The organism is Bradyrhizobium sp. ISRA430, from assembly GCF_029909975.1.
Taxonomy (GTDB): Bacteria; Pseudomonadota; Alphaproteobacteria; order Rhizobiales; family Xanthobacteraceae; genus Bradyrhizobium.
The window spans coordinates 4,926,681-4,950,804 of the sequence record NZ_CP094516.1; the positions used below are offsets into that span (position 1 = coordinate 4,926,681).

General features: G+C 65.6%; 22 protein-coding genes. 10 read left to right on the top strand and 12 right to left on the bottom strand.

Annotated elements, in window-relative coordinates:
- The first annotated feature begins 306 nt into the window (after window positions 1-306).
- Together MTX21_RS23425 and MTX21_RS23430 are read left to right on the top strand one after the other, a co-directional pair.
- Entirely contained in the window at window positions 307-1,224 is a 918-nt protein-coding gene (locus tag MTX21_RS23425) for a sulfite exporter TauE/SafE family protein (RefSeq protein WP_280967043.1), read from the top strand.
- On the top strand, window positions 1,221-1,991 hold the full coding sequence (locus tag MTX21_RS23430; protein ID WP_280967044.1) for a TIGR02186 family protein: 771 nt from the start codon (window positions 1,221-1,223) through the stop codon (window positions 1,989-1,991). The genes MTX21_RS23425 and MTX21_RS23430 overlap by 4 nt, the downstream gene beginning before the upstream one ends.
- Window positions 1,992-2,121: 130 nt before the next feature.
- On the opposite strand, the gene MTX21_RS23435 is transcribed toward MTX21_RS23430, so the two are convergent.
- Together MTX21_RS23435 and MTX21_RS23440 are read right to left on the bottom strand one after the other, a co-directional pair.
- Complete coding sequence (locus MTX21_RS23435) at window positions 2,122-2,895, bottom strand: MBL fold metallo-hydrolase (protein ID WP_280967045.1); 774 nt, start codon at window positions 2,893-2,895, stop codon at window positions 2,122-2,124.
- 12 nt (window positions 2,896-2,907) lie between these two features.
- Window positions 2,908-3,822 (bottom strand): DMT family transporter, encoded by a 915-nt coding sequence (locus tag MTX21_RS23440; protein WP_280967046.1) that lies wholly within the window; start codon window positions 3,820-3,822, stop codon window positions 2,908-2,910.
- Window positions 3,823-3,917: 95 nt separating this feature from the next.
- On the opposite strand from MTX21_RS23440, the gene MTX21_RS23445 reads away from it, so the two are divergent.
- The gene (locus MTX21_RS23445) at window positions 3,918-4,781 is read left to right on the top strand and encodes a LysR family transcriptional regulator (protein ID WP_280967047.1); all 864 of its coding nucleotides are present in this window, start codon (window positions 3,918-3,920) and stop codon (window positions 4,779-4,781) included.
- A gap of 121 nt (window positions 4,782-4,902) precedes the next feature.
- Here MTX21_RS23445 and pdeM read toward each other — a convergent pair whose 3' ends face one another.
- The 4 genes from pdeM to MTX21_RS23465 all read right to left on the bottom strand — a co-directional run bounded on the left by pdeM (window position 4,903) and on the right by MTX21_RS23465 (window position 10,952).
- Window positions 4,903-5,601, bottom strand: coding sequence for a ligase-associated DNA damage response endonuclease PdeM (gene pdeM, locus MTX21_RS23450; RefSeq protein ID WP_280967048.1), 699 nt, complete (start codon window positions 5,599-5,601; stop codon window positions 4,903-4,905).
- A 179-nt stretch (window positions 5,602-5,780) separates the two neighbouring features.
- Window positions 5,781-8,447, bottom strand: coding sequence for a ligase-associated DNA damage response DEXH box helicase (locus MTX21_RS23455; protein ID WP_280967049.1), 2,667 nt, complete (start codon window positions 8,445-8,447; stop codon window positions 5,781-5,783).
- Window positions 8,448-8,679: 232 nt separating this feature from the next.
- Entirely contained in the window at window positions 8,680-9,909 is a 1,230-nt protein-coding gene (locus MTX21_RS23460; RefSeq protein WP_280967050.1) for an ABC transporter substrate-binding protein, read from the bottom strand.
- Between the two features lie 116 nt (window positions 9,910-10,025).
- Complete coding sequence (locus MTX21_RS23465; RefSeq protein ID WP_280967051.1) at window positions 10,026-10,952, bottom strand: methyltransferase domain-containing protein; 927 nt, start codon at window positions 10,950-10,952, stop codon at window positions 10,026-10,028.
- Between the two features lie 204 nt (window positions 10,953-11,156).
- Here MTX21_RS23465 and MTX21_RS23470 point away from each other — a divergent pair, with 204 nt between their 5' ends.
- The 5 genes from MTX21_RS23470 to MTX21_RS23490 all read left to right on the top strand — a co-directional run bounded on the left by MTX21_RS23470 (window position 11,157) and on the right by MTX21_RS23490 (window position 16,634).
- Complete coding sequence (locus MTX21_RS23470) at window positions 11,157-12,194, top strand: ligase-associated DNA damage response exonuclease (RefSeq protein ID WP_280967052.1); 1,038 nt, start codon at window positions 11,157-11,159, stop codon at window positions 12,192-12,194.
- The gene (locus MTX21_RS23475; RefSeq protein WP_280967053.1) at window positions 12,191-14,119 is read left to right on the top strand and encodes an ATP-dependent DNA ligase; all 1,929 of its coding nucleotides are present in this window, start codon (window positions 12,191-12,193) and stop codon (window positions 14,117-14,119) included. Before MTX21_RS23470 ends, MTX21_RS23475 begins: the two co-directional genes overlap by 4 nt.
- A 73-nt stretch (window positions 14,120-14,192) precedes the next feature.
- Window positions 14,193-14,495, top strand: a complete 303-nt coding sequence (locus tag MTX21_RS23480) for a DUF6460 domain-containing protein (protein WP_280967054.1) — start codon at window positions 14,193-14,195, stop codon at window positions 14,493-14,495.
- 23 nt (window positions 14,496-14,518) lie between these two features.
- Window positions 14,519-15,253 carry an MBL fold metallo-hydrolase gene (locus tag MTX21_RS23485; RefSeq protein ID WP_280967055.1) on the top strand — a complete coding sequence of 245 codons (735 nt, stop codon included), beginning with the start codon at window positions 14,519-14,521 and terminating at the stop codon, window positions 15,251-15,253.
- Between the two features lies 1 nt (window position 15,254).
- The gene (locus MTX21_RS23490; protein WP_280967056.1) at window positions 15,255-16,634 is read left to right on the top strand and encodes an MATE family efflux transporter; all 1,380 of its coding nucleotides are present in this window, start codon (window positions 15,255-15,257) and stop codon (window positions 16,632-16,634) included.
- An 87-nt stretch (window positions 16,635-16,721) separates the two neighbouring features.
- Here MTX21_RS23490 and MTX21_RS23495 read toward each other — a convergent pair whose 3' ends face one another.
- Window positions 16,722-17,819: a quinone-dependent dihydroorotate dehydrogenase gene (locus MTX21_RS23495; RefSeq protein ID WP_280967057.1), complete on the bottom strand. Its 1,098-nt coding sequence runs from the start codon at window positions 17,817-17,819 to the stop codon at window positions 16,722-16,724.
- Window positions 17,816-18,160 carry a DUF952 domain-containing protein gene (locus MTX21_RS23500; RefSeq protein ID WP_280967058.1) on the bottom strand — a complete coding sequence of 115 codons (345 nt, stop codon included), beginning with the start codon at window positions 18,158-18,160 and terminating at the stop codon, window positions 17,816-17,818. Before MTX21_RS23500 ends, MTX21_RS23495 begins: the two co-directional genes overlap by 4 nt.
- A 190-nt stretch (window positions 18,161-18,350) precedes the next feature.
- Here MTX21_RS23500 and MTX21_RS23505 point away from each other — a divergent pair, with 190 nt between their 5' ends.
- Window positions 18,351-19,004 carry a helix-turn-helix transcriptional regulator gene (locus MTX21_RS23505; RefSeq protein ID WP_280967059.1) on the top strand — a complete coding sequence of 218 codons (654 nt, stop codon included), beginning with the start codon at window positions 18,351-18,353 and terminating at the stop codon, window positions 19,002-19,004.
- A gap of 149 nt (window positions 19,005-19,153) precedes the next feature.
- Window positions 19,154-19,906, top strand: a complete 753-nt coding sequence (locus tag MTX21_RS23510) for a carbonic anhydrase family protein (protein ID WP_280967060.1) — start codon at window positions 19,154-19,156, stop codon at window positions 19,904-19,906.
- Window positions 19,907-20,339: 433 nt separating this feature from the next.
- Here MTX21_RS23510 and MTX21_RS23515 read toward each other — a convergent pair whose 3' ends face one another.
- The 4 genes from MTX21_RS23515 to MTX21_RS23530 all read right to left on the bottom strand — a co-directional run bounded on the left by MTX21_RS23515 (window position 20,340) and on the right by MTX21_RS23530 (window position 24,091).
- Entirely contained in the window at window positions 20,340-21,983 is a 1,644-nt protein-coding gene (locus tag MTX21_RS23515; RefSeq protein ID WP_280967061.1) for a lysine--tRNA ligase, read from the bottom strand.
- Window positions 21,984-22,203: 220 nt separating this feature from the next.
- Window positions 22,204-23,142 (bottom strand): transporter substrate-binding domain-containing protein, encoded by a 939-nt coding sequence (locus tag MTX21_RS23520; RefSeq protein WP_280967062.1) that lies wholly within the window; start codon window positions 23,140-23,142, stop codon window positions 22,204-22,206.
- A gap of 135 nt (window positions 23,143-23,277) precedes the next feature.
- Window positions 23,278-23,868 (bottom strand): SCO family protein, encoded by a 591-nt coding sequence (locus MTX21_RS23525; protein WP_280967063.1) that lies wholly within the window; start codon window positions 23,866-23,868, stop codon window positions 23,278-23,280.
- Between the two features lie 28 nt (window positions 23,869-23,896).
- Window positions 23,897-24,091, bottom strand: a complete 195-nt coding sequence (locus tag MTX21_RS23530; RefSeq protein ID WP_280967064.1) for a hypothetical protein — start codon at window positions 24,089-24,091, stop codon at window positions 23,897-23,899.
- Window positions 24,092-24,124: the final 33 nt, after the last annotated feature.

A 24,124-nucleotide genomic window follows, 5' to 3' on the forward strand; every position in this document is an offset into this window, starting at 1 on the left:
GCCGCCGAAGCTTTAGCGAAGGCGGCAAGCCGGGGCATGACAGCGCAGAAGTTGGCCCTCACCTCACTCCGCAGGGGAGAGGCGGTCGGAATCCTCGGCTCGCACCGAATCAGCCAACTCTCAACCCTCAATCCCGATCATTCAGAACGCCTGAGCTCCTGATCCGCCCGCGGCCAAAAACGCCGCAGTTGGGTCGATTCATGGTCCCGTACGGCGACGAATTCGGCTATTGAGGGACGCGGCAATCGTTCCGCCCTCCCGCGAGCATTCCGCGAAATCGATCCGCCTCGCCGGAGCCTGGGACCGATGCAACTCTACCTTCCGATTGCCGATCTTCCGGTCAATGTCTTCCTGGTGCTGGCGATGGGCGCCGCGGTCGGCTTCGTCTCAGGCATGTTCGGCATCGGCGGCGGCTTCCTGATGACGCCGCTTCTGATCTTCATCGGCATCACGCCCGCGGTCGCGGTCGCTTCCGTCGCGAGCCACATCGCGGCCTCCTCGTTTTCCGGCGCGATCACCTATTGGCGGCGACGCGCGATCGATCCCGCCCTTGCGACCGTCCTGCTATGCGGCGGCGTGACCGGCACTGCGCTCGGCGTGTGGACGTTCACCCAGCTTCGCGCGCTCGGCCAGCTCGACCTGATGATCGCTCTGTCCTACGTCGTGCTGCTCACCACGGTCGGCAGCGTGATGTTCTCGGAAGGCCTGCGCGCCCTGATGCGGACGCGGCGCGGTGCCGTGCCGCCGCGGCGGACCCACAACTGGATCCACGGCCTGCCGCTGAAGATGCGGTTCAAGCGCTCGAAGATCTATCTCTCGGTGATCCCGGTGGTGGTCGTCGGCATCGGGATTGGCTTCATCGGCGCCATCATGGGCATCGGCGGCGGCTTCATCCTGGTGCCGATCATGATCTACCTCTTGCGGGTGCCGACCTCGACGGTGATCGGGACCTCGATGATTCTCACCCTCGTCACCATGTTGTTCGCGACCATGCTGCACGCGGTGACCAATCATCTCGTCGACGCCGTGCTGGCGCTGATCCTGATGGTCGGCGGCGTCACCGGCGCGCAGTTCGGCGCCCGCGCCGGCCAGCGCATTCGCGGCGAGCAATTGCGCCTGCTGCTCGGCATCCTGATCCTCTCGGTCGGCATCCGCTTCGCGGTTGAGCTCGTGATCCGGCCCGAGGATCTCTTCACCATCCGCGAGCTGGGGGTGAACGGATGATGCGCGCACTGATCGCCGCGTGTCTCATCCTGCTGCTCGGCACATCCGCGCGCGCCGAGCGGCTGATCGTATCGGTCTCCAACCATCGCGTCACCGTGACGCCGAACTATTCCGGCGAGGAGCTGGTGCTGTTCGGCTCGGTCGAAAAGGACGCCACGACGCCGGCCGATCGCACCGCCTACGATCTCGTCGTCACGGTGATCGGCCCGCGCGCCGACATGGTGACGCGGCGCAAGGAGCGCACCTTCGGCATCTGGATCAACACCGACTACCGGCAGTTCCTGCAGGTGCCGAGCTATCTCGCGCTGTTCGCCAATCGCCCGTTCGACCAGATCACCTCGCCCGAGATCGCGCGGCGGCAACAGATCGGACTCAACAACGTGCTCCTGATGCAGCGCGTCGGCGGCGACTATGCCGACGTGGTGCCGAACGACGCCTTCCGCTCGGCCTTCGTTCGCTTGCGCACCCAGCGCGGGCTCTACCGCGAAGACGCCGCCGCGGTGACGTTCCTGACGCCGACACTGTTCCGCACCGGCATTCCGCTGCCCGCGGAGGTGCCCATCGGGACCTATCAGGTCGAGATCAAGCTGTTTGCCAACGGCGCGCTTGTCACCAAGACGGAGACCGCGTTCGAGATCGTCAAGGTCGGCTTCGAGCAGTTCGTCGCCACCAGCGCGCGGCAGAACGGGTTGATCTACGGCCTCGCTACGGCGGCCATGGCGCTGATGACGGGATGGATGGCGTCGATCGTGTTCAGGAAGGATTGAGTAGCGCTACTCACTCGTCTCGTCGTCGCCCGGCCTGACCGGGCGACCCAGTATTCCAGAGACGGCGGTGAGATACGGAGAAGCCGCGGCGTACCGGATGCCCCGCCTTCGCGGGGCATGACCGCCGAGACTACGGCGCCTCGATCACCGTCGGCACGCCCGGCTCGAGCAGCCGCAGCCGCGGGCCGAAGCCGAGCACGTCGAAGGTCTTGCGCAGATCTTCGCTGTTCTGGCGGAAATGCGCCCAGCCTTCGGTGTGAACCGGGACGATCATCGCATCGGGAAAAGCGCGTGCGGTCTCGATGGTATCGTTGGTGTCCATGGTGAGATGGAACGGCCCGCGCGTTTGCGCAGCGCCGGCGAAGGGCACCACCACGCCGCATTTGAAGCGGCGCGCGACCTCGGCAACGCCGTCGAACCAGGTGGTATCGCCGCTGATATAGACCGGGCGCGTCTCCTTGCGGCTCGACGACACCACAAAGCCGATGACATCGCCCGACAGCGGCTCGATGCCGGCCGGGCCGTGCCGCGCGGGCGTGGCGGTGATCGTCAGCGTGTTGCCGTCGCCATCCCTCAACTGCGCGGTGGCCCAGGGCGCGAGGCCCTCGACATCGCCGCCGAGGCGCTTTGCGCCGGCCTCGGTCGTCAGCACGCGCTTGACCTTGAAAAGAAACTCGCGGCCGGAATTGTCGAGATTGTCCGAGTGCTGGTCGTGGCTGAGCAGGACGGCATCGACCGGACCGATCGCATCGGCCTTCAGCGCGGGCCCGATGGTCTTCTCCAGCTTCACATGCGGCAGTTGGTAGGCGCCGGGCGCATCGAAGGTTGGGTCGGTCAAAAGGCGAAAGCCGTCGATTTCGATCAGCGCGGTCGGGCCACCAATCAGGGTGATGGATACGGGCATGAAAGATTCTCCTTAACCTGCTGCTTTCGCTGCCGGGCGCGTCACCAGGTAGATGCCGAGCGCGACCGGAATGACGCCGAAGAGGTCGCGCGCTTCGACATGCTCGCCGAGCACCAGGAAGGCGAACAGCATGCCGAGCGGCGGCATCAGGAAATGATACGCGCTCGCGGCGGTGGCGCCGCACACTTTCAGGAGATGGAACCAGAGCAGATAGGCGAGGATCGAGCCGCCGAGCACGAGGAAGGCGAAGGCGCCGATCAGGCTCGGCGTATAGTCGATCGCGTGGATGTCGGCGAAGGTCAGCGCGACCGGCGTCAGCACGATGCCGGCGGCGAGATTCTGGATGCCGTTGCCGATCCACAAGCTTCCCTTCGGCGCGAGCAGCTTGAACAGGATGGTGCCGGCGACGATGGAGGCCAGCGAGGCCAGCGTGAAGACGATGCCGTGCAGGCTGTCGGTGCCGACCGCGAGGCGGTGCCAGACGATCAGCGTCACGCCGATGACGCCGAGCAAGAGGCCGCCGGCCTTACGCCAGGTCATGCCCTCGCCAAGGACGAGAGCGGCCAGCGCCGCTGTGAACACCGGATTGGCCGAGACGATCAGACCACCGAGACCTGCAGAGACGGATTGCAGGCCGGTGTAGCCGAGGCCGAGATAGAGCGCGTTGTTGGCGATGCCGAGCACGGCGTAGATCGCGGCATCGCGCCATGACAGCGACCAGCCGTCGCCGCGGATCAGCGTTGCGCCGAGCATCAGGATGCCGGCGAGCGAGAAGCGCGCGGCGAGCAGGATCAGCGGTGGGCAATGGGTCACGCCGATCTTGCCGGCGACGAAGGCATAGCTCCAGAGCAGGCAGAACACACCGATATACAGCGGCAGCGGGTTGAAGCGGCTGCGGGGGACCGAAATTGAAGGCGCGAGGGACATGACATTCTCCTGAGCCCCCGATCTAGGGACCCGGCTTGTCATTTGGAAATTAAATGATTAACTTCCGATCAGTGGATTTTCGAATGGAGGCGGCCATGCTCGATCTGGAGCTCCTGCGCAGCTTCGTCTCGGTGGTCGAGGCCGGCGGCTTCACCCGCGCCGGCGAGCGTGTCCACCGCACGCAATCGACCGTGAGCCAGCAGATCAAGCGCTTGGAAGAAGATGTCGGCCAGGCGCTCCTGCACCGCGACGGCAAGGACGTGCGCCCGACCGAAGCCGGCGAGCGGCTGCTGTCCTATGCGCGACGGCTGCTCTCACTCGCCGAGGAGGCGCGCGACATGCTGCGCCAGCCTGATGGCGAAGGCGCAATTCGCCTCGGCATCCCCGAGGATTTTGCCGCCTACCGGCTCGCGAAGCTGCTCGGCGCATTCTCGCGCTCGCATCCGGGCCTGCGGCTGGATGTGCGCGCCGACCAGAGCAAGAATCTTAGCCGCGATCTCGAACGCGGCGAGCTGGATCTGGCGCTGTTCAAGCGCGCGGCTGGCGAAAAGGGCGCGATCGCGGTGTGGCCGGAGCGTGTGCATTGGGTCACCAGCAAGAGCCATCCGATCAAGACCGACGTCGCCTCCGTGCCGCTGATCGGCTTTCCGCTCGGCTGCCTCTATCGCGCCGGCGCCATCCACGCGCTGGAGAGCGCGGGCCGGCCCTGGCACATGGCCTATACGTCATCGAGCCTCGCCGGCATCCAGGCCGCGGTCGCTGCCGGAATGGGGCTGAGCATCTTGTCCGAGATGGCGATCCAGTCCGATCACCGCGTGCTGACCGCGAAGGATGGGTTTGCGCCGATCAACCGGACCGAAGTGGCACTGATGGCCTCACCCGGCGCCAGCCCCGCGACGCTGCGGCTCGCGGATCGGCTGGCGGAGTTTTGCGATAACGTGCAGGCGAAGGCGGCTTAGCTGCTGCAACGATCGTATCTGCCACCACGATGAAAGTAGGTTCCCTCCCCCCTTGCGGGGGAGGGAGCGCAGTGTGCGCGTGGCGAGAGGATCGAGATCAGATGGATTCGGCTATCGCCAATCAATAGCACCGCGACGCGGCGATGGCGTGGACGCGGCGGTCGCCGAGGAGATGCGCGACAAAGCCGTTCTTCGGGAAGATCTTTGCGAACGCGGCATCGCGGATGCTGAGGCCGCCGGCATAGGCACCGAAGGCGGGCATCACGGCGCGCATCCCGTCACAAGCGAAGCAGCGCCGCTCCATCGAACGGCCGCGCGCGGAAACGCGCGCCTTTGGATGCAGATGGCCGGCGATCTCACCGATTGCGCCGGTCGGCTCGTGGCGGAAGGTGATCGGCCCGACCGCGACTTCGTCCGCAAGTGTGCCGCCGAGATCGCGCGGCAGCAGCGGATCGTGATTGCCGGAGATCCAGATCCAGTCGCGTCGAGCCTGGAGCGCAGCGACGGTGTCGCGATCGGCCTCCGACAGCCGCTCATGCGCGGTGCGATCGTGAAAACTGTCGCCGAGCGCGATGACGATGCGCGGATCATGGCGGGCGACCACGGCGGCGAGTCGGCTCAGCGTTGCGACCGTGTCGTAAGGCGGCAGCAGTACGCCGCGCGCGGCGAAACTCGAGCCCTTTTCGAGATGCAGGTCGGAGACGACGAGCAGGCGTTGCTCTTCCCAGAACAACGCGCCGGAGAGATCGGTGTACAGCGAGATGCCCGCTACGTCCAAAGCGCGCGTTGAAGAGATTTGCAGCGCCGCGTGCTCCGTCATGGCCGGGCCTGCTCGCCCGGCGAAGCCTTGGCGTAGCCGGGTCCCGGCCATCCACGTTCTTGCCGCGGAGACAAAGACGTGGATGCCCGGGTCTTCCAATTGAAGACGCGTTCCGCGCTTTTGCCCGGCCATGACGATGTGGAGAGAGTTGCGCCCCGAAAAGTCATTTTTACAGCAGTCTACGACATCGCCTCTTTGACCAGCTCATCGGCGGCTTCCGCCAAAAGCTCGTCTGCAGCTTCGCCATAGACCGACTCGCGGCCGATTTCCAGCATCACGGGGACGGCGAGCGGGGAGACGTGATCGAGTTCCCGGTGGGTAATACGGCCCTGGATGCGCGTGAGCATGTCGCCGAGCCGACGCAGGTCGAGCAGGCCCGTGGCGGCATCGGCGCGCGCGGCGCGCAGGAGGACGTGGTCGGCCTGATGCTTGCGCAGGACGTCGTAGACGAGATCGGTGGAGAACAGCACCTGGCGGCGGCTCTTGTCCTCGTCGGCGAAGCGGCGCTCGATCAGGCCGGAGATCAGCGCGCAGTTGCGGAAGGTGCGCTTCATCAGCGCCGATTCCGCGAGCCAGGCTTCGAGATCGTCCCCTAACATGTCGGGACTGAACAGCGCATCGAGATCGAGCTGGCCGTTGCGGGTCATGAAGGAGGCATCGCCGAGCCCCCAGATCGCCACCGCATATTCGTTGGCGACGAAGCCGAGCGGCCGGGCGCGGGCGCGCTCCAGGCGGCGCGTCAGGAGCATGCCGAGCGTCTGGTGCGCGAGCCGGCCCTCGAACGGATAGCAGATGAGGTAATGCCTGCTGCCGCGTGGAAAGGTCTCGACCAGGAGCTCGCGCACGCCGGGGACGCGCGAAACGTCCTTCTGCAGCGACAGCCAGTCGCGCACCTGCTCGGGAAGACCATTCCAGGCACGCTTGTCGTCGAGCAGGCGGCGGACGCGCTCGGCGAGATAGGTCGAGAGCGGAAACTTGCCGCCCATGTAGGACGGCACCTTCGGATCCTTGTCGTTGGCGCGGGAGACGTAGACCTGATCTTCCGCCAAGGCCTCGTAGCGCACCACCTCGCCGCCGAACACGAAGGTGTCGCCGGGGCTCAGGCCCTCGATGAAATATTCCTCGATCTCGCCGAGCACCCGGCCGCCGCGGGCGATCGCGCCGGTCGAGCCGCTGCCGGTGGAGCGCGAGCGCACCAATCGCACTTTCAGCATCGGCTCCTCGACGATGGTGCCGACATTGAGGCGATAGCTCTGCCGCACCTTGGGATTGGCGACGCGCCAGCGCCCCTGCTTGTCCTGCTTGATGCGGGCGAAGCGCTCATAGGTCTTGAGCGCGTAGCCGCCGGTGGCGACGAAATCGACGACATCGTCGAAATCCTGGCGCGAGAGAGATGCGTAAGGGGCGGCGGTGCGCACCTCCTCGTAAAGCTCGTCGCCGAGGAACGGCTCGCCGCAGGCGCAACCCAATACGTGCTGGGCCAGCACATCGAGCGCGCCTAGGCGCAGCGGCGGCGTGTCCTGCGCATTCTCGGCGATGGCATCGATCGCGACACTGCACTCCAGCACTTCGAAACGGTTCGCCGGCACCAGCACCGCGCGCGAGGCTTCGTCGAGGCGGTGGTTGGCGCGGCCGATGCGCTGCATCAGGCGCGAGGATCCCTTCGGCGCGCCGATATTGACGACGAGATCGACATCGCCCCAGTCGACGCCGAGGTCGAGCGAGGAGGTGCAGACCACGCCGCGCAAGCGTCCTGCCGACATCGCGTCCTCGACCTTGCGACGCTGCGCGACGTCGAGCGAACCGTGATGCAGCGCGATCGCCAGGCCGTCGTCGTTCATGCGCCACAGATCCTGGAATAGCATCTCGGCCTGGCTGCGGGTGTTGACGAAGACCAGCGTGGTCTTGTTCTGCTTGATCAGCTCATAGACCTCGGGAAGCGCATGGCGCGCGCCGTGGCCGGCCCAGGGCAGCCGTTCGCGCGTATCCAGCATCTCGACCAGCGGCGGCGCCGCGCCGCCGGCGACGACGATGTCGGCGGCCTCGGCTTTGCCGCTCGGCTGCGGCACCAGGAAGCGCGCGAGTTGATCGGGCTCGGCCACGGTCGCCGACAATCCGATCGCGCGCATCTCGGGTGCGAGCCGCCACAGCCGCGCGAGGCCAAGCGACAACAAATCGCCGCGCTTGGAGGTCACCAGCGCGTGCAGCTCGTCGAGCACGATGCGCTTCAAGGAGGAGAATAGAAACGGCGCGTCGTCGGAGGAGAGCAAGAGCGCGAGCTGCTCCGGCGTCGTCAGCAGGATGTCCGGCGGATAGCGCCGCTGCCGCTGCCGCCGCGACACCGGCGTATCGCCGGTGCGGGTCTCGACCTTGATCGGCAGCTCCATCTCGGCAATCGGCCGCTCCAGGTTGCGCGCGATGTCGACGGCGAGCGCCTTGAGCGGCGAGATGTAGAGGGTGTGCAGGCCGCCGGTGCGCTGCACGGTGCGGCCAGTGGAGATGAGCTTGCCGTTGTCACCTCCCCCCTTGTGGGGGAGGTCGGCAGCCGAAGGCTGCCGGGAGGGGGGTAGCCCCACGAGCGGTGCCCGTGGCCATCCCCCTCCCCGACCCTCCCCCGCAAGGGGGGAGGGAGAAGAGAGCTCCACCAGCGTCGGCAGAAATCCCGCCAGCGTCTTGCCGGCGCCGGTCGGCGCGATCAACAGCGCAGAGCGATCCTCGCGCGCCTTCTCCAGCAGCGCCAATTGATGCGCGCGCGGCGACCAGCCGCGACCCACGAACCATTGTTGGAAGCGGTCGGGCAGCAGCGCGGCCGGCTCGGCCGATGTTTTGAGGGTACGGGGCGGCACGGCGTAAGAGGTAAGCCGTGGGGATGGGTTCGTCGAGGGGTGAGAGCTCTACGATGAGCAAGACGCCGTCCCCTCTCCCCTTGTGGGAGAGGGTGGCTCGCCGCGTAGCGGCGAGACGGGTGAGGGGTCTGTCTCAGCGAGTGAACCTCTCTCATTCGGACACGCGGATAGAACCCCTCATCCGGCGCTTCGCGCCACCTTCTCCCACAAGGGGAGAAGGGAAGAAGGCGCCCTACTCCGACATCGGCTTGTCGGAGATCTCCCAGTCCTTGCCGCTGAAGGTGGAGATGAAGAGCGTCTTCATCGGCGTGTAGTCCTCGGGCGTATAGCTGTAGGTGACGCCGTCGAGGAAATAGGGCGAGTGGAAGCCGGCGAGCGTGGAGGCCTGCTTCAGCACGTTGGCGCGGGTGAGATCGTCGCCGCAGCGGCGCAGGATCTCACCCATGGTCACAGCCTGGCCGTAGCCGGCAAAGGCGATGGTGTTGTCGGGGTCGATGCTCGGCAGGTATTTCTTGCGCAGCTCCTCGAACGCCATCACGTCCGGATCCTTCTCCCACTTCGGCAGCCCCACCTCCTTGTTGTAGCGGATCGCGACGATGCCGGTGGCGTTCTCCAGGCCCGCGGCGTTGAGGATGGAGCGCCCGGTCGAGCCCGCCGACAACAACTGCAGCGGCTTCCAGCCGAGCTCGGCGACTTTGCGGATCGACTGAGACGTCGCCTTGCCGGTGGTGATGTTGTAGAAGACATCCGCACCCGACTTCGAGAGATTGATGAGCTGGGAGTCGACGGTCGGATCGGTGAGATCATAGGTCTGCTCCATGATCACCTGCGCGGTGCCGCCGGCATCCGCCAGCACCTTCTTGAAGGGCCCCAAGAAGTCGCGACCGAAATCGTCGTTCTGGTAGAGGATGCCGATCTTGGCGTTCGGCTTCACGTTGACGACGTGCCGCGCCAGGATGCGTGCCTCGGTCGGATACAGCGGCAGGCCCGCCATCGTCCACTTGAACTCCTTCGGATTGTTCCACTTGGACGCGCCGGTGTTGAGCAAAAGCTGCGGCACGCCCTTGGAGTTCAGGTATTTGTGCACGGCGGTCTGCGGCGCGGTGCCGAGCGAGCCGTAGAGCGCCAGCACCTCCTCCTGCTCGACCAGGCGCCGCGTTGCCTCGACGCATTTCGGCGCGCTGTAGGCGTCGTCCGACGTGATGAACTTGATCTTGCGCCCGTTGATGCCGCCCTTCTCGTTCAGCATCTGGAAATAGGCCTCGCCAACGCGCCCCAACACGCCATAGAGCGAGCCGGGGCCGGAATGCGGCACGGTCTGTCCGATCTTGATCTCGGTGTCGCTGGCGCCCGCATCGTATTTCTTGTCCGCGGCCCAGACATGCGGCGCGGGCAGCGTGGATGCAGCGATGGTCGCGAGCGCGGCGGCGCTGAAATCGCGCCGCGATGGATTCTTCATCATTGTTGTTTTCTCCCTAATGCAAGCATTGTGCTGGCATCGGGCCGCGCGTCGCAAGTGGCAAGTCGCGGCTTTGCGACGCAATGACGCTCAAATCGCTGCAAGTGCAGCGCCTAGACTCAAGTTTTCTCGGCGACGACGACGAGGCCGCGCACCGGCTCGTTGTTCTCGTTGCGTGGGGACGCGGCCTCGAGTGTCAGGAGCTTGAGCCCGGCCTTGGCGATCGCGCCGCGCACATATTCCGCGGAGTGGGCATAGCGCAGGCCTTCGCCGAGCACGACGCCGCTGCCGTCATGCGTTTCCAGCGTGAATGCGAGCACGCCACTGGGCGCGAGCACGCGCTTGGCTTCGCCCAGCACCGGCGCGAGATCGGAGAGATACACGAACGCATCCGCCGCAACGACGAGGTTCGCGCTTGCATCAGCCTTGCCGCGCAGGCCTTCGATCATGTCGGCGACTTCGAGCTCGGCGTAGAGATCGGTGGCGCGCGCCTCCTTGATCATGCCGGGCGACAGATCGATGCCGGTGAAATGATCGACCTGATTGGCGAAGGCGGACGCCGCGAGCCCGGTGCCGCAGCCGAGATCGACGGCGCGCTTGAAGAAGGCCGGCTTCTTCGCGGCAACGCGCGCGGCCAGCACCGCCTTGAAGATTAGCGCCGGCGCGCGATAGCCGAGATCGTTGATCAGCGCGTGCTCGAAGCGCGGCGCATATTGATCGAACAGCGCCTGTACATAGGCCTTGGGCATCTCCGCCAGTTGCGCCTCGCCGAGCCGCATCAGATGCAGGCCGGCGCCATGCTGGTCGTCCGGGTCGGAATCACGCGCCTTGCGGAACGCCGCAATGGCCTTGTCGCGCTCGCCGAGTTCTTTGCGGATTTCGCCAAGCATGAACCAGGCCGAGATGAAGTTCGGCGCGAGCTCGATCGCCTGCTCCAGGAGATCGGCGGCGGCGGGCAGGTCGCCCTTGAGCTGGAGGTCGCGCGCGAACTCGAAGCGGCGGTCGGCCATCAGATCGCCGGAGGACAGGAACAGGCGCAGGGGCATTTTGGAACCAGAGACTGTCGTTGCCGGACTTGACCCGGCAATCCATCTAAAAAAGGGAGTGTTTAAGAGGATGGATGCGCGCGTCCCGCCTCCGCCAATGGCTTCGGCGGGCTTTTACACCACTGGGGCGGCGAAGCCTAGCGGAGACGGCAAGCCCGCGCATGACGGGTGAACATTGCGGTAGCGGCGCCCTATATAACCGGCATGCGTCCGCAAGACATCCTGCTGCCAGTTGCTGCCGGCCTGTGCTGCAAGCCCGGCGGCTTCCATATCGATCCTGTCTGCTCCGTGGAGCGGGCCGTAATCACCCACGGCCATTCCGACCATGCGCGCGCCGGCCACGGCGCGGTGCTGGCGACGCAGGAAACGCTGGACATGATGCGGCTGCGCTATGGCGAGAATTTCGCGGGCTCGACGCAAGCCATCCGCTATGGCGAGGAGATCCGGCTCGGCGATGTCCGCGTCAAGTTTCACCCGGCCGGCCATGTGCTCGGCTCGGCGCAGATCGCGGTGAGCTGCAAAGACACCTGCATCGTCGCCTCCGGTGACTACAAGGATGCGCCGGACCCGACCTGCACGCCGTTCGAGCTCGTGCCCTGCGACGTCTTCATCACGGAGGCGACGTTCGGATTGCCGGTGTTCCGGCACGGCAATGCGGCCGACGAGGTGAAGAAGCTGCTCGCGTCGGTCGCGCTGTTTCCCGAGCGCGCGCATCTCGTCGGCGCTTATTCGCTCGGAAAAGCCCAGCGCGTGATCGCGCTGCTCCGGCGAGCCGGCTACGACGCGCCGATCTATCTGCATGGCGCGATGGAAACGATCACGCATTACTACCAGAGCCGCGGGATCGATCTCGGCGAGCTGCGACCCGTGAAGGGCATGAAGAAAGCGGCTCTCGCCGGCACCATCACGCTGGCGCCGCCCTCGGCCACATCCGATATCTGGACGCGACGCTTTCCCGATCCCGTGACCGCGTTCGCCTCGGGCTGGATGCGGGTGCGTGCGCGAGCGCGGCAACGCGGCGTCGAACTGCCGCTGGTGATCTCCGATCATGCCGATTGGGACGGCCTCACCGCCACGATTGCCGCGACCGGCGCCGGTGAGATCTGGGTCACACACGGCCAGGAGGACGCGCTGGTGCACTGGTGCAGGAGCAGAGGCCTGCAGGCGCGACCGCTCAATCTCGTCGGCTATGGCGATGAGGAAGAGACCGAGACGCCGCTCGCTGACGAGGCCGAGGCATGAACCGCTTCGCCGAACTCCTCGATCGCCTCGCCTACGAGCCCGGCCGCAACAACAAGCTGCGGCTGATCACCAGCTATTTCCGCGAGGTCGGCGATCCCGACCGCGGCTATGCGCTGGCCGCGCTGACCGGCGCGCTCAGCTTCAAGCACGCCAAGCCCGCGTTGATCCGCGACTTGATCGCGGCGCGCACCGACGAGGTGCTGTTCGGGCTGTCCTATGACTATGTCGGCGACCTCTCGGAGACGGTGGCGCTGATGTGGCCGAGGGGAATCGTCAACGACAATCAGTCTTTCCTGGGCCACCCCCCTCCCCAGCCCTCCCCCACAAGGGGGGAGGGAGCGCAGCAGCGAATATGGCGAGCGACCAACGAGGTAACTGACAGAGACCCCGAAAGTGATGGACGCACGGCTCTCAACGTTCCCTCCCCCCTTGCGGGGGAGGAGACGAGCTTCGCTCGCTCCGGGGGGCAGGGAGGGAGGTACCCCGGGCGAGATGCTGACGCATCGCTCCGCCCGCGCAATCATAACAACCCACCACCTCCTACCCTCACCGACGTCGTCACAACGCTCCGCACGCTCGGCAAGACCGACATGCCGGCACAGCTTGCGCGCTGGCTCGACGAGCTCGACGAGACCGGCCGCTGGGCGCTGTTGAAGCTCGTTACCGGCGCGCTGCGCATCGGCATTTCGGCGCGCTTGGCGAAAACCGCGGCCGCCGCGCTCGGCGACAAGGATCCACATGAAGTCGAGTTGATCTGGCCGGGCCTATCTCCGCCCTATCTCGACCTGTTCGCCTGGCTGGAGGGGCGCGCGGAAAAACCCGTCAACCGCGATCCGGCGCCGTTCCGCCCCGTGATGCTGGCGCATGCGATCGAGGAGACCGATTTTGCCACGCTCGATCCAGCAGACTACATCGCCGAGTGGAAATGGGACGGCATCCGCGTGCAGGCGGTCGCGGGCCGCGACGACCGCGGCCATATCACGGCGCGGCTCTATTCGCGCACCGGCGAGGACATCACGGGAAGCTTTCCCGATCTCGTGCCGTCGCTGCGCCTGCCCGGTGCGATTGACGGCGAGCTTCTGATCCTGCGCGACGGGCGCGTACAAAGCTTCAACGTTCTGCAACAGCGCCTCAACCGCAAGGTCGTCTCACCAAAGCTGATCAAGGAGTTTCCGATTCACTTGCGCGCCTACGACCTGCTCGGCGACGACGAGAACGATTTGCGCCAATTGCCCTTTGCCGAGCGGCGCGAGCGGCTGGAGACATTCATCAAAAAACTCGACGATGCCCGCATCGACCTGTCGCCGACGGTCCCCTTCGCAAGCTGGGAGGCGCTGACCGCGGCACGCGCCGATCCGGCCAACGCCGGCGCGGGCGAGGATGCGGACGCCGTCGAAGGCGTGATGCTGAAGCGGCGCGACGCACCCTACTTGCCTGGGCGGCCAAGGGGACAATGGTGGAAGTGGAAGCGCGATCCACACATCATCGACGCCGTGCTGATGTATGCGCAGCGCGGCCACGGCAAGCGCTCCTCCTACTATTCCGACTACACCTTCGGCGTCTGGACCTCGGGCGAGAATGGCGACGAGCTGGTGCCGGTCGGCAAGGCCTATTTCGGCTTCACGGACGAGGAGCTGCTGCAGATCGACCGTTTCGTCCGCCGCAACACCACGGAAAAATTCGGCCCCGTCCGTCACGTCGTGCACGAGCCCGAGAAAGGGTTGGTGCTGGAGGTCGCCTTCGAGGGCCTGCAGCGCTCACCGCGGCACAAATCCGGTGTCGCCATGCGCTTTCCCCGCATCAGCCGCCTGCGCTGGGACAAGCCGCCACGCGAGGCGGACCGGCTGGAGACGCTGGAGAAGATGCTGAAAGCGGACGAATCCCTACCAACAATTAACGCGGCGACCGGAACCGGCGGCCATTGACGGCGGGAGGCGGGTTCCCCATGTGCCCTGCCGTGACCTATAATGCAGGCGAATCCGGCGAGGAGTTTTTGCGATGGCCAACGACGTCAGAGATTTGCCGGCAAGCCATGACGGCCTGAACCGCTTCCTCGGCGGCTCGCCACTGGCGGTCGCATTCCGCCTCATCATGCTCTCGATCCTAGTCGGCGTCGTGCTCGCCGCGATCGGCTTCGATCCCTGGAATATCATCTACAGCATCCGGCTGCTGTTCCGGCGGCTGTGGGATCTTGGCTTCGACGCCGTCAACTGGCTGTGGCGCTACTTCCTGCTCGGCGCGGTCATCGTGATCCCGATCTGGCTGCTGTCGCGCGTCTTCGGCGCGCCACGCGGCCGGTAAGACGCAAGGAAAGAGCACAGCCGATGCAATTGCGCTTTGTCGGCTGCGGCGATGCCTTTGGTTCGGGCGGCAGGCTGAACACCTGCTTCCATGTTACCGGGCAACAAGCCAATTTTCTGATCGATTGCGGCGCGTCGGCGTTGCCGGCGCTGAAGCGGCTCGAGATCGATCGCAACGAGATCGATCTCATTCTGATCACGCATTTCCACGGCGATCACTTTGCCGGCCTGCCGTTCTTCGTACTCGATGCGCAGTTCTCGCGGCGGACGCGGCCGCTCATCATCGCCGGCCCGCAAGGGATCACGACGCGGCTTGCGCAGATGATGGAGGCGCTGTTCGAGCACTCCTCAAAAACCAAGCAACGCTTCGAGCTCTCCGTCATCGAGCTACAGCCCGAGCAGAGCCGCAGCTTCGGCGCTGTGACGGTGACGCCCTACCCTGTCGTGCACGGCGAATCCGGCGGGCCGTTCCTCGCCTATCGCGTCGAGGCCGAGGGCCGCACCCTCGCCTACAGCGCCGACACCGAATGGACGGAGACGCTCATTCCGCTGGCGCATGGCGCGGACCTTTTCATCACGGAAGCCTATATGTACGAGAAGGTGGTCAAGAACCATCTCAGCCTGAAGACCTTGGAACAGCATTTGCCCGCCATCGGCGCCAAGCGGCTCGTCCTCACCCATATGAGCGACGACATGCTGTCGCACCTCGATGACGTCGCGCATCTTGCGGCCGAAGACGGCATGGTGCTCGCGGTCTGACATGCACGCGCCCGCTCATCCCAAGGTCGGTACCCGCCAGGTCTTCGCCATTGCGGGGCCGGCGATGGTCGCGAATCTCACCACGCCGCTGATCGGCGTGGTCTCGACCACCGCGATCGGACGACTCGACGACGCCGCGCTGCTCGGCGGCGTCGCGATGGCCTCGGTGATCTTCGACTGCCTGTTCTGGCTGTTCGCCTTCCTGCGCATGAGCACGCTCGCCTTCACTGCGCAGGCGCTGGGCGCGGGCGAGACGCACGAACTCAGCGCGATCCTGGTGCGCGGCTTCATCGTCGCAGGCCTGATCGGCGCCGCGCTGATCGCGCTGCAACTGCCGCTGGCTGCCGTGCTGTTCGACCTGATGGGCGGCAGCGAGGGCGTGACGCGCGCTGCAACAACCTATTTCATGATCCGGATCTGGTCGTCGCCGTTCGCCTTCGCCAACTATGTCATTCTCGGCTGGCTGGTCGGTCAGGCCCGTGCCAATCCGGCGCTGCTGCTTCAGATCGTCATCAACCTCATCAATATGATGGCGACGATCCTGCTGGTGCTCGTCTACGACACCGGCATCGCGGGCGCTGCGATCGCCGCACTGCTTTCGGAAACGGTCGGCTTCGTCCTCGGCGTGATCGTCTGCCGGCGCTATGCGGATGGCGGCTTCGCGGTGCCGCGAAAGACGCTGCTCGACCGGGCGAAGCTGATGCGGATGCTGTCGGTCAATTCCGACATCATGATCCGCACCGCGGCGCTGATCGCCGCGTTCCTGTTCTTCACCGCCAAGGGCGCCCGCGCCGGCGACGTCACGCTGGCCGCGAACTCCGTGCTCAACAATTTCCTGCTGGTCAGCGCCTTCTTCCTCGATGGCCTTGCCAATGCAGCCCAGCAGCTCTGCGGGCGCACCTTTGGTGCACGCGACGCAAAGGGCTTTGCCGCTTCGACCCGGCTGGTGCTGATGTGGGGGCTCGGTTTCGCGTTGGTGGTTGCGGTGCTGTTCGCCCTGTTCGGGCCGGCCATGATCGACTTCATGACCGCGAGCGAAGGCGTCCGCCGCAGCGCGCGCGACTTCCTAATGTTCATCGTGCTCGCGCCGGTGCCCGGCGTGTTCGCCTTCGGCTTCGACGGCATCTATGTCGGCGCGACCTGGGCGCGCGAGATGCGCAATCTGATGCTGGCCTCGCTCGCGATCTTCTTCGGCACCTGGTGGGCGCTGCAATCGCTCGGCAACGCCGGACTGTGGTGCGCGCTGCTCGCCTTCTATGTCGCGCGTGGCGGGTTGCAGGGCGCGCGCTATCCGGCGCTGTTCAGGGCGACGTTTGCTTCTCCCTCTCCCCGCTTGCGGGGAGAGGGTTGGGGTGAGGGGGACTCTCCGCGGGGGCAGTGACAGTTGGACTCGCGGAGAGTCCCCCTCACCCGGATTGCATCTTCGATGCGATCCGGCCTCTCCCCGCACGCGGGGAGAGGCGAAGGGCTACATCCCCGGCCAGTCTTCCGCCGTGAGCGTCGCGGCGTCGGCGCCGACGATTTCGGAGAGGGAATCCCTCCCTGTGCGCAACAGCGTCGAGGTGAGGTCGCGTTTGATCTCGTCGACGAGGCCGAGGCCCTTGTAGACCAGCGACGAATAGAGCTGGATCAGGCTCGCTCCGGCGCGGATCTTCGTCAGCGCCGCGCCGCCGGAATCGACGCCGCCGACGCCGATCAGGGGGAACGCACCCTCGACCCGCACATAGGTCTCCGCGACCATGCGCGTCGACAGGCGGAACAGCGGCCGGCCGGAGAGACCGCCCTGCTCTTTCGCGCGCATCTCCTCGCGCAGCGTGCTCGGCCGCGCGATCGTCGTGTTCGACACGATCATGCCGTCGACCCGGCGCGAGCGCGCGACCTGCACGACGTCATCAAGCTGGGCGAGGCTGAGGTCCGGCGCGATCTTGAGCAGCACCGGCGTGTCGCCGGCCTTCTGGCGCACCCGCTCGCGCGCGTCGATCACCTTGGCGAGGAGATCGTCGAGCAGCGCACCTTCCTGCAGGTTGCGCAGGCCCGGCGTGTTCGGCGAGGAGATGTTGACGGTGAAATAGCTCGCAACCGGCGCAAAGGTCTCAATCAGCTTGACGTAGTCGGCAACGCGGTCCGGCGAATCCTTGTTGGCGCCGACATTGACGCCGACGATGCCGCCGTTCTGCGCGCGCGCGGCCAGACGTCGTAGCGCGGCCTCCGCGCCGTCATTGTTGAAACCCATGCGATTGATGACGGCCTCGTCGCGCTCGAGGCGAAACAGCCGCGGCCGCGGATTGCCGCTCTGCGGGCGCGGCGTCACCGAGCCGATCTCGACGAAGCCGAAGCCGAGCCGAAGCAACGCATCCGGCACCTCGGCGCTCTTGTCGAAGCCAGCGGCCATGCCGATCGGATTGGGGAAGTTGAGCCCGAAGGCGCGCACCGCGAGCTTGGGATCGTCCTCACGGGGCTTTCCCGGCGGCAGGAACCGCAACCCCTGGATCGCGAGCCGGTGCGCATCCTCCGGATCGAGCCAGCGCAGGACCGGCAGCGACAGGGCATCGAAGGCGCGGATCACGGCGCAAGCTCCGGAATGTCGTGACCGCCATCGGAGCGCATTGCCAGGTTGATCACCGAGATCACCGCGCCGAGGTCGAGTTCGCCATAGAGGTGCGGAAACAGCTCGTCATTGCGCGAGCGCTCCCAGCGCAAGTCGGCGCCGAGCGCATCGCCATCGACCTCGACCAGGAACAGCGCACGCTGCCCGAAGAAATGCTTTCGCGCGGTCTCGGGAACCTGGGATGCGGTCGAGAAATGGATGAAACCGTCGCGCGCGTCATCCGCGCTGCCCCGGTAGACACCCTGCCGCTCCGCCTCGCGCCAGGCCGAGGCCGGACAGATTTTGTAGATCTTGACCACCGCTTAACGGGCCCTGTTTGCTCTTTGAGTCTCTTGGGGTTTTTCGCCTGGTACGGGTCCGAAAACCCGGGCGCGACCGTAAAGGCGGCCCCTGCCGAACTCAAGGCTTGCATGCCGCCTCTTGCACGGAAAACGGAAAACCGGTTGATTTGAGGATAGTTTTCCTGAGTTGCGACGGGCTGGACCTTCCATGGTCAGGCAGGCCAAAGCGCAGAGGATGCTGACCCACGATCAGATCTGGGGCGCGCTGGATCGGCTGGCCGCGCGCGCAGGCCTGTCGCCCTCGGGCCTTGCCAAGCGCGCCGGGCTCGATCCCACCACCTTCAACAAATCCAAGCGCGTGACCTCCGACGGCCGCGAGCGCTGGCCCTCGACCGAATCGATCGCAAAGGCGCTCAGCGCGGCCGGTTCGTCGATCGAAACCTTCGTCAGGCTGATCGACGACAGCCCGGGCGATGGCCGCTCGGTGCCGCTGATCGGCTTCGCGCTCGCCGAGGGAAGCGGCTATTTCGACGATCGCGGCTTTCCATCCGGCAAGGGCTGGGACCAGGTCGCGCTGCCTTCGGCCGAGGACAGGCATACCTTTGCGCTGGAGATTTCCGGTGACGCGCTCGCGCCGGCCTATCGCGACGGCGACATCATCCTGGTCTCGCCGGGCACACCGATCCGCAAGGGCGACCGCGTGGTGGTGAAGACCCGCGCAGGCGAAGTGATGGTGAGGACGCTGATGCGCCGCACGGCGAAGGCGCTGGAACTGCAGCCGCTCGATACGGCACAGGCCGGGCGCACGCTCGCCGTCGCTGACATCGCGTGGATCGCGCGGATCGTCTGGGCGAGCCAGTGATTGCCTTGCGCCAGGCCTCGTCAAAGGACGATGACAGGACGATCGCTGCGTAGGGTGACGATCCGCCCCCGATCGCCATTGCGACTCACCGTACCTCTCGCCTAGGTTGCGCGCCTATCGCGCACCGAATCATCGCGAGGGGGAATATGATGGATCGACGTCATGCATTGAAGGCGCTTGCAGGTCTCGCGCTGTGTCCGCTGTGCAAGCCGGCATTCGCCGCCGAAGGCGCGCATTGGAGCTATGAGGGCGCCGGCGGCCCCGCCAAATGGGGTGAACTCGACGCGGCCAACAAGGCCTGCACGGTCGGCCTGCAGCAGTCGCCGATCGACATCGAGGCGGCGATCAAATCGCAATTGCCCACGCTGAAGCTCAACTGGGCCAGGAGCGCCGATACCATCGTCAACAACGGGCACACGATCCAGCTCAACTTCGCGGAAGGCAGCACGCTGACGCTCGGCGACGTCAAATACAAGCTGCTTCAGGTCCACTTCCACCGCCCGAGCGAACACACGATCGGCGGAAAGAACTTTCCGATGGAGGCGCATTTCGTCCATCGCGCCGACTCGGGCGGGCTCGCCGTGGTCGGCGTGCTGATGGCCGAGGGCAAGCCGAACGCGGCCTTCAGCCGGATCGTCAAGACCATGCCTGGCACGGAGGGTCCTGTGGTGAAGGCGGATGCGGGCATCAATCCCAACGCCATGCTGCCACCGAGGCTCGGCTATTTCCGCTATCCCGGTTCGCTGACGACGCCGCCCTGCTCGGAGATCGTCGAATGGCTGCTGCTGACCGATCCGATCCAGGTCGCCAGCGCCGACATCGCCGCCTTCGCAAAGCTCTATCCCATGAACGCGCGCCCGGTGCAGAAGGACAACCGGCGCTCCGTGCTGCGATCGATCTGATGGGCGACACGACACGGCTATCAATGTCGTTCTGGCGAAAGGACGATTGCGCATGAAGATGCGGTGCCGACGCCCCAATCAACAATGTCGTCCCGGCGAAGGCCGGGACCCATTACCACAGGGAGCAGTTTGGCGAAGATTCGTAGTTGCGCCTTCGTCGGTACCGAGACCGCCGTTCCCCGCTAGAGCATGATCCGGAAAAGTGTGCAGCGGTTTTCCTAAAGCGCGATGACGATTTATCCTAATCTCATCGCGCTTTAGATCACGCGGTATGCGTCCCGGCCTTCGCCGGGACGACGTTGGGGAGATCGCTTGCGCCGCAACGGAGGTCTGTCGCCCGGATGGAGCGAAGCGCAATCTGGGACGGCTGGTGCCTTGTGAAGGCCCCGGATTTCGCTTTCGCTCCATCCGGGCTTCACGTTCACTACGCCGCTCACGCACTCCGCGCCAGCGCGCCGTCGATCATGTTGACCGCGTTCTGGATGCCGTAGACGGCGACGAAGGAGCCGAAGCGCGGGCCTTTCTCCTGGCCGAGCAGCACCTGGTAGAGCATGTTGAACCAGTCGAGCGTGACCCCGGGACGGCCGTCCTTACCCTTCTTGACCTGATCGAGGAACGGCTCGCGCCGGCCGATCTCGTAGACGACGTTCTGGATATCTTCGGCCGAGGCGTCCTGCGGAAGCTGCGACAGCGCGTCGCGCAGATCCTGCAACGCGGCGCGCTCGGTATCGGTCGGCTCGCGGAACTGCTTCGTCGGCGCGACGAAGTCGCGATAATAATTGATGGCGTAGCCGACCATCGCATCGAGCTTCGGATGTGTCTGCGGGCTCACGCCGGGCCGGTAGCGGCCGATGAAGCCCCACAGCGTCTCGGCGTTCTCGGCATTCGACGATGACACCAGCGTGAGCAGGAGCTGGAAGGTGACGGGCATATCGCCGCTCGGCGGATTGCCGTTGTGGATGTGCCAGACCGGATTGCCGAGCTGCTGCTTGGCATCCTGCCTCGGGAAGCCATCGATGAACTGCTGATAGTCGTCGACGTTGCGCGGGATGACGTCGAAATACAGTCGCTTGGCCGCCTTCGGCTCGCGATACATGAACAGCGACAGCGATTCCGGCGAGGCGTAGCGCAGCCATTCGTCGATGGTGAGACCGTTGCCCTTCGACTTCGAGATCTTCTGGCCCTGCTCGTCGAGGAAGAGCTCGTAATTGAAGCCTTCGGGCGGCGCGGCACCGAGCGCCCTGGCGATCGCGCTGGAGAGCTTCACCGAATCGATCAGATCCTTGCCGGCCATCTCGTAGTCGACGCCGAGCGCGACCCAGCGCATCGCCCAGTCGGCCTTCCACTGGCACTTCACGTTGCCGCCAGTGACGGGCGTCTCGACCTCCTCGCCGCTGTCGGGATCGACATAGGTCACCGTGCCGGCGGCGACATCGCGGCGGATCATCGGCACCTGGAGCACGGCGCCGCTGGTCTTGCTGATCGGTAGGAACGGCGAATAGGTGGCGCGGCGGTCGGGCCCCAGCGTCGGCAGGATGATCGCCATGATCTCATCGTAGGCGGCGAGCATCTTCAGAAGCGTCGCGTCGAAGCGGCCCGACTTGTAGTAGTCGGTCGAGCTCGCGAACTCGTAGTCGAAGCCGAAATGATCAAGAAAGGCGCGCAGGCGCGCATTGTTGGCGGCGCCGAATGAGGGATGCTCGTTCGAGAACGGGTCCGGCACGGCGGTCAACGGACGGCCGAGATACTGCGCCAAGAGCTCTTTATTCGGAACGTTGTCCGGCACCTTGCGCAGGCCGTCCATGTCGTCGGAGAAGGCGAGCAGGCGCGTCTTGATCTTGTCCTCGGTCAGCACGCGGAAGGCGTGGCGCACCATCGAGGTGCGCGCGACCTCGCCGAACGTGCCGATATGCGGCAGGCCGGACGGGCCGTAGCCGGTCTCGAACAGCACCTCGTCCTTCGGCTTCTTCTTCAGCCGCGCGACGAGCGCCTTCGCCTGCTCGAACGGCCAGGCGTTGGATTGTTCGGCGAGCGCGCGCAGATCGCTCGGGTTTGCGGCAAGATCGATAACGGACATTACGGGGCCTCCGGGCCGCGGAAATTAGCGATTTCCGGGCAGAATGCAATTTTGTGGGATGATGCGGCACCACACACCGTCATTGCGAGCCAACGGGTCCGCGCGAAGCGCGGCCCGATGACAGGCTCCGCGAAGCAATCCAGAATCTTTCCGCGGAGACACTCTGGATCGCTTCGTCGCTGCGCTCCTCGCAATGACGACGGAGGCGGCAGCGACAGAACTAAAACGGACTCACCGAGAAGTAGCGCAGCCACAGATCGGTGTAGCGGCCTTTTTCCCAGACGCGGAACAGCGCCCAGTTCAGGGCCTGGCGCAGCACGTCATTGCCTTTGCGCACGGCAATGCCGATGCCCTCGCCGAAGAAGCGGCTTTCGACGAAGGGGCCACCGGAGAAGGCGCAGCAATCGCCCGAATCCGTGCCGTTGATCCAGAAGGCGAGCGAGATGGCGTCGCCGAAGATGAAATCGACCTCACCCCTGCGGAGAGCGGCACGCAACGCCTCGTCATTGGGATAGGCGTGCAGCTCGGCGTCGGTGAACATCGCCTTGAGGTAGGCCTCATGCGCGGAGCCCGCGATGACGCCGACCTTCTTGCCCTCGAGATATTCGGGGCGGATCTCCGGCATCACCGCGTCCTTGCGCGAGGCGAAGCGCGCCGGCACGCGGTAATAGGGATCGGTGAAATCGACGCGCGCGCGGAGCTGCGGGCTCACTGCCATCGAGGCGATGATGGCATCGCCGCGATTGGACGTGAGCGCATCGACCAGCGTCTCGAAGCGGCGCATCTGCACCGTGCAGGTAATCCTGATCTCATCGCACAGCGCGCGGGCGAGATCGACGTTGAAGCCGGCCGGATTGCCGTCGGCCCCGGTATAGTTGAACGGCGGATAGTCCGTCTCGGTCAAAAAGCGGATCACGGTCAGGCGCGACAGGTCCGGCCGCTCAGGGCGCCGCCGCGGATCCCAGAAGCCGGGCACGGCCTGGGGGGCCGCGGCTTGAGGGGGGGCTTTGGGCGGAGCCTGAGGCGCCGCAGCCGGCGGCTGGGCCGGGGTCTGCGCCTCCGCGCCCGGCGCCAGCGCGAACAGGCACACCCCGACAGCCAGCCCGGTCAGGAGGCCACGGACAGTTTTGGGCAATTTCGCCTGTTGCGATGGGGCCATCGGCGGAAAATGAACGAATTTCGTTGAGATCGGAGGGCCTTATAGACCATCCCACCGGGAACGCGAGCGGGGATTGTGGCCAAGCGGGAGAGGTGCACCGAGTCCATGGATCGGTCGATCCCGCCAATGAAAGTATCAGAGATATCGCTTCAGCTCGGCCGCGGCCTCTTCCGGCGTGCGCTTCAGGTTGAAGGGGGAGACGAAGCGGCCGTCGCGGTCCATCAGGTAGATCAGTGCGGTGTGGTCCATTGTGTAATCGCCGTCCTTGGTCGGGACCTTCTTGGCATAGACCCGGTAGGACGTGATCACCTTGGCGATATCAGCGGGATCGCCGCTGAGGCCCTCGAGGTGAGGATCGAAGCTCGACAGGTAATCCTTCATCGCGGCCTGGGTGTCGCGCTCGGGATCGACCGAGATGAAATAGGCGTTGACCTTGTCGGCATCCTTGCCCATCGCGCGCAGCACCTCGGAGATCTCGAACAGCGAGGTCGGGCAGACGTCGGGGCAATGGGTGTAGCCGAAGAAGATCAGCGTCGGCTTGCCCTTCAGGCTCTTGTCGGTGACGGTCTTGCCGTGCTGGTCGGTGAGCTGGAACGGGCCGCCGATCGCGGCCGGCTGCGCCACCTTGCTCACGCCGCCCATCGTCCAGAACACCACGAGCAGCCCGACGACCAGGCTTGCGGCGAAGGCGGTTGCGATCACCAGCGGGCGGGTGGTGGAGCTCATGGTCGAAAAACTTCCTGTTGTCCCAGCGTCAGAAACAGGCGGCAAAGCCGGTCCTGATCATTTCAAAGAACACCTGGGTGCCATAGTGGAACCACAATGCGAGCGCGCCGATCACGATCAGGCCGCCGAGACCTGCGCCAGCCAACACCAGCATGGACGGCGTCCGGCCGGCAGTGGGCGAATTGTCCAATACCGGATGGGCGGGGTGCAGCGGTTGAGCCATGACAACGATCCGGGCGAACGCTCCGGTTCCCTG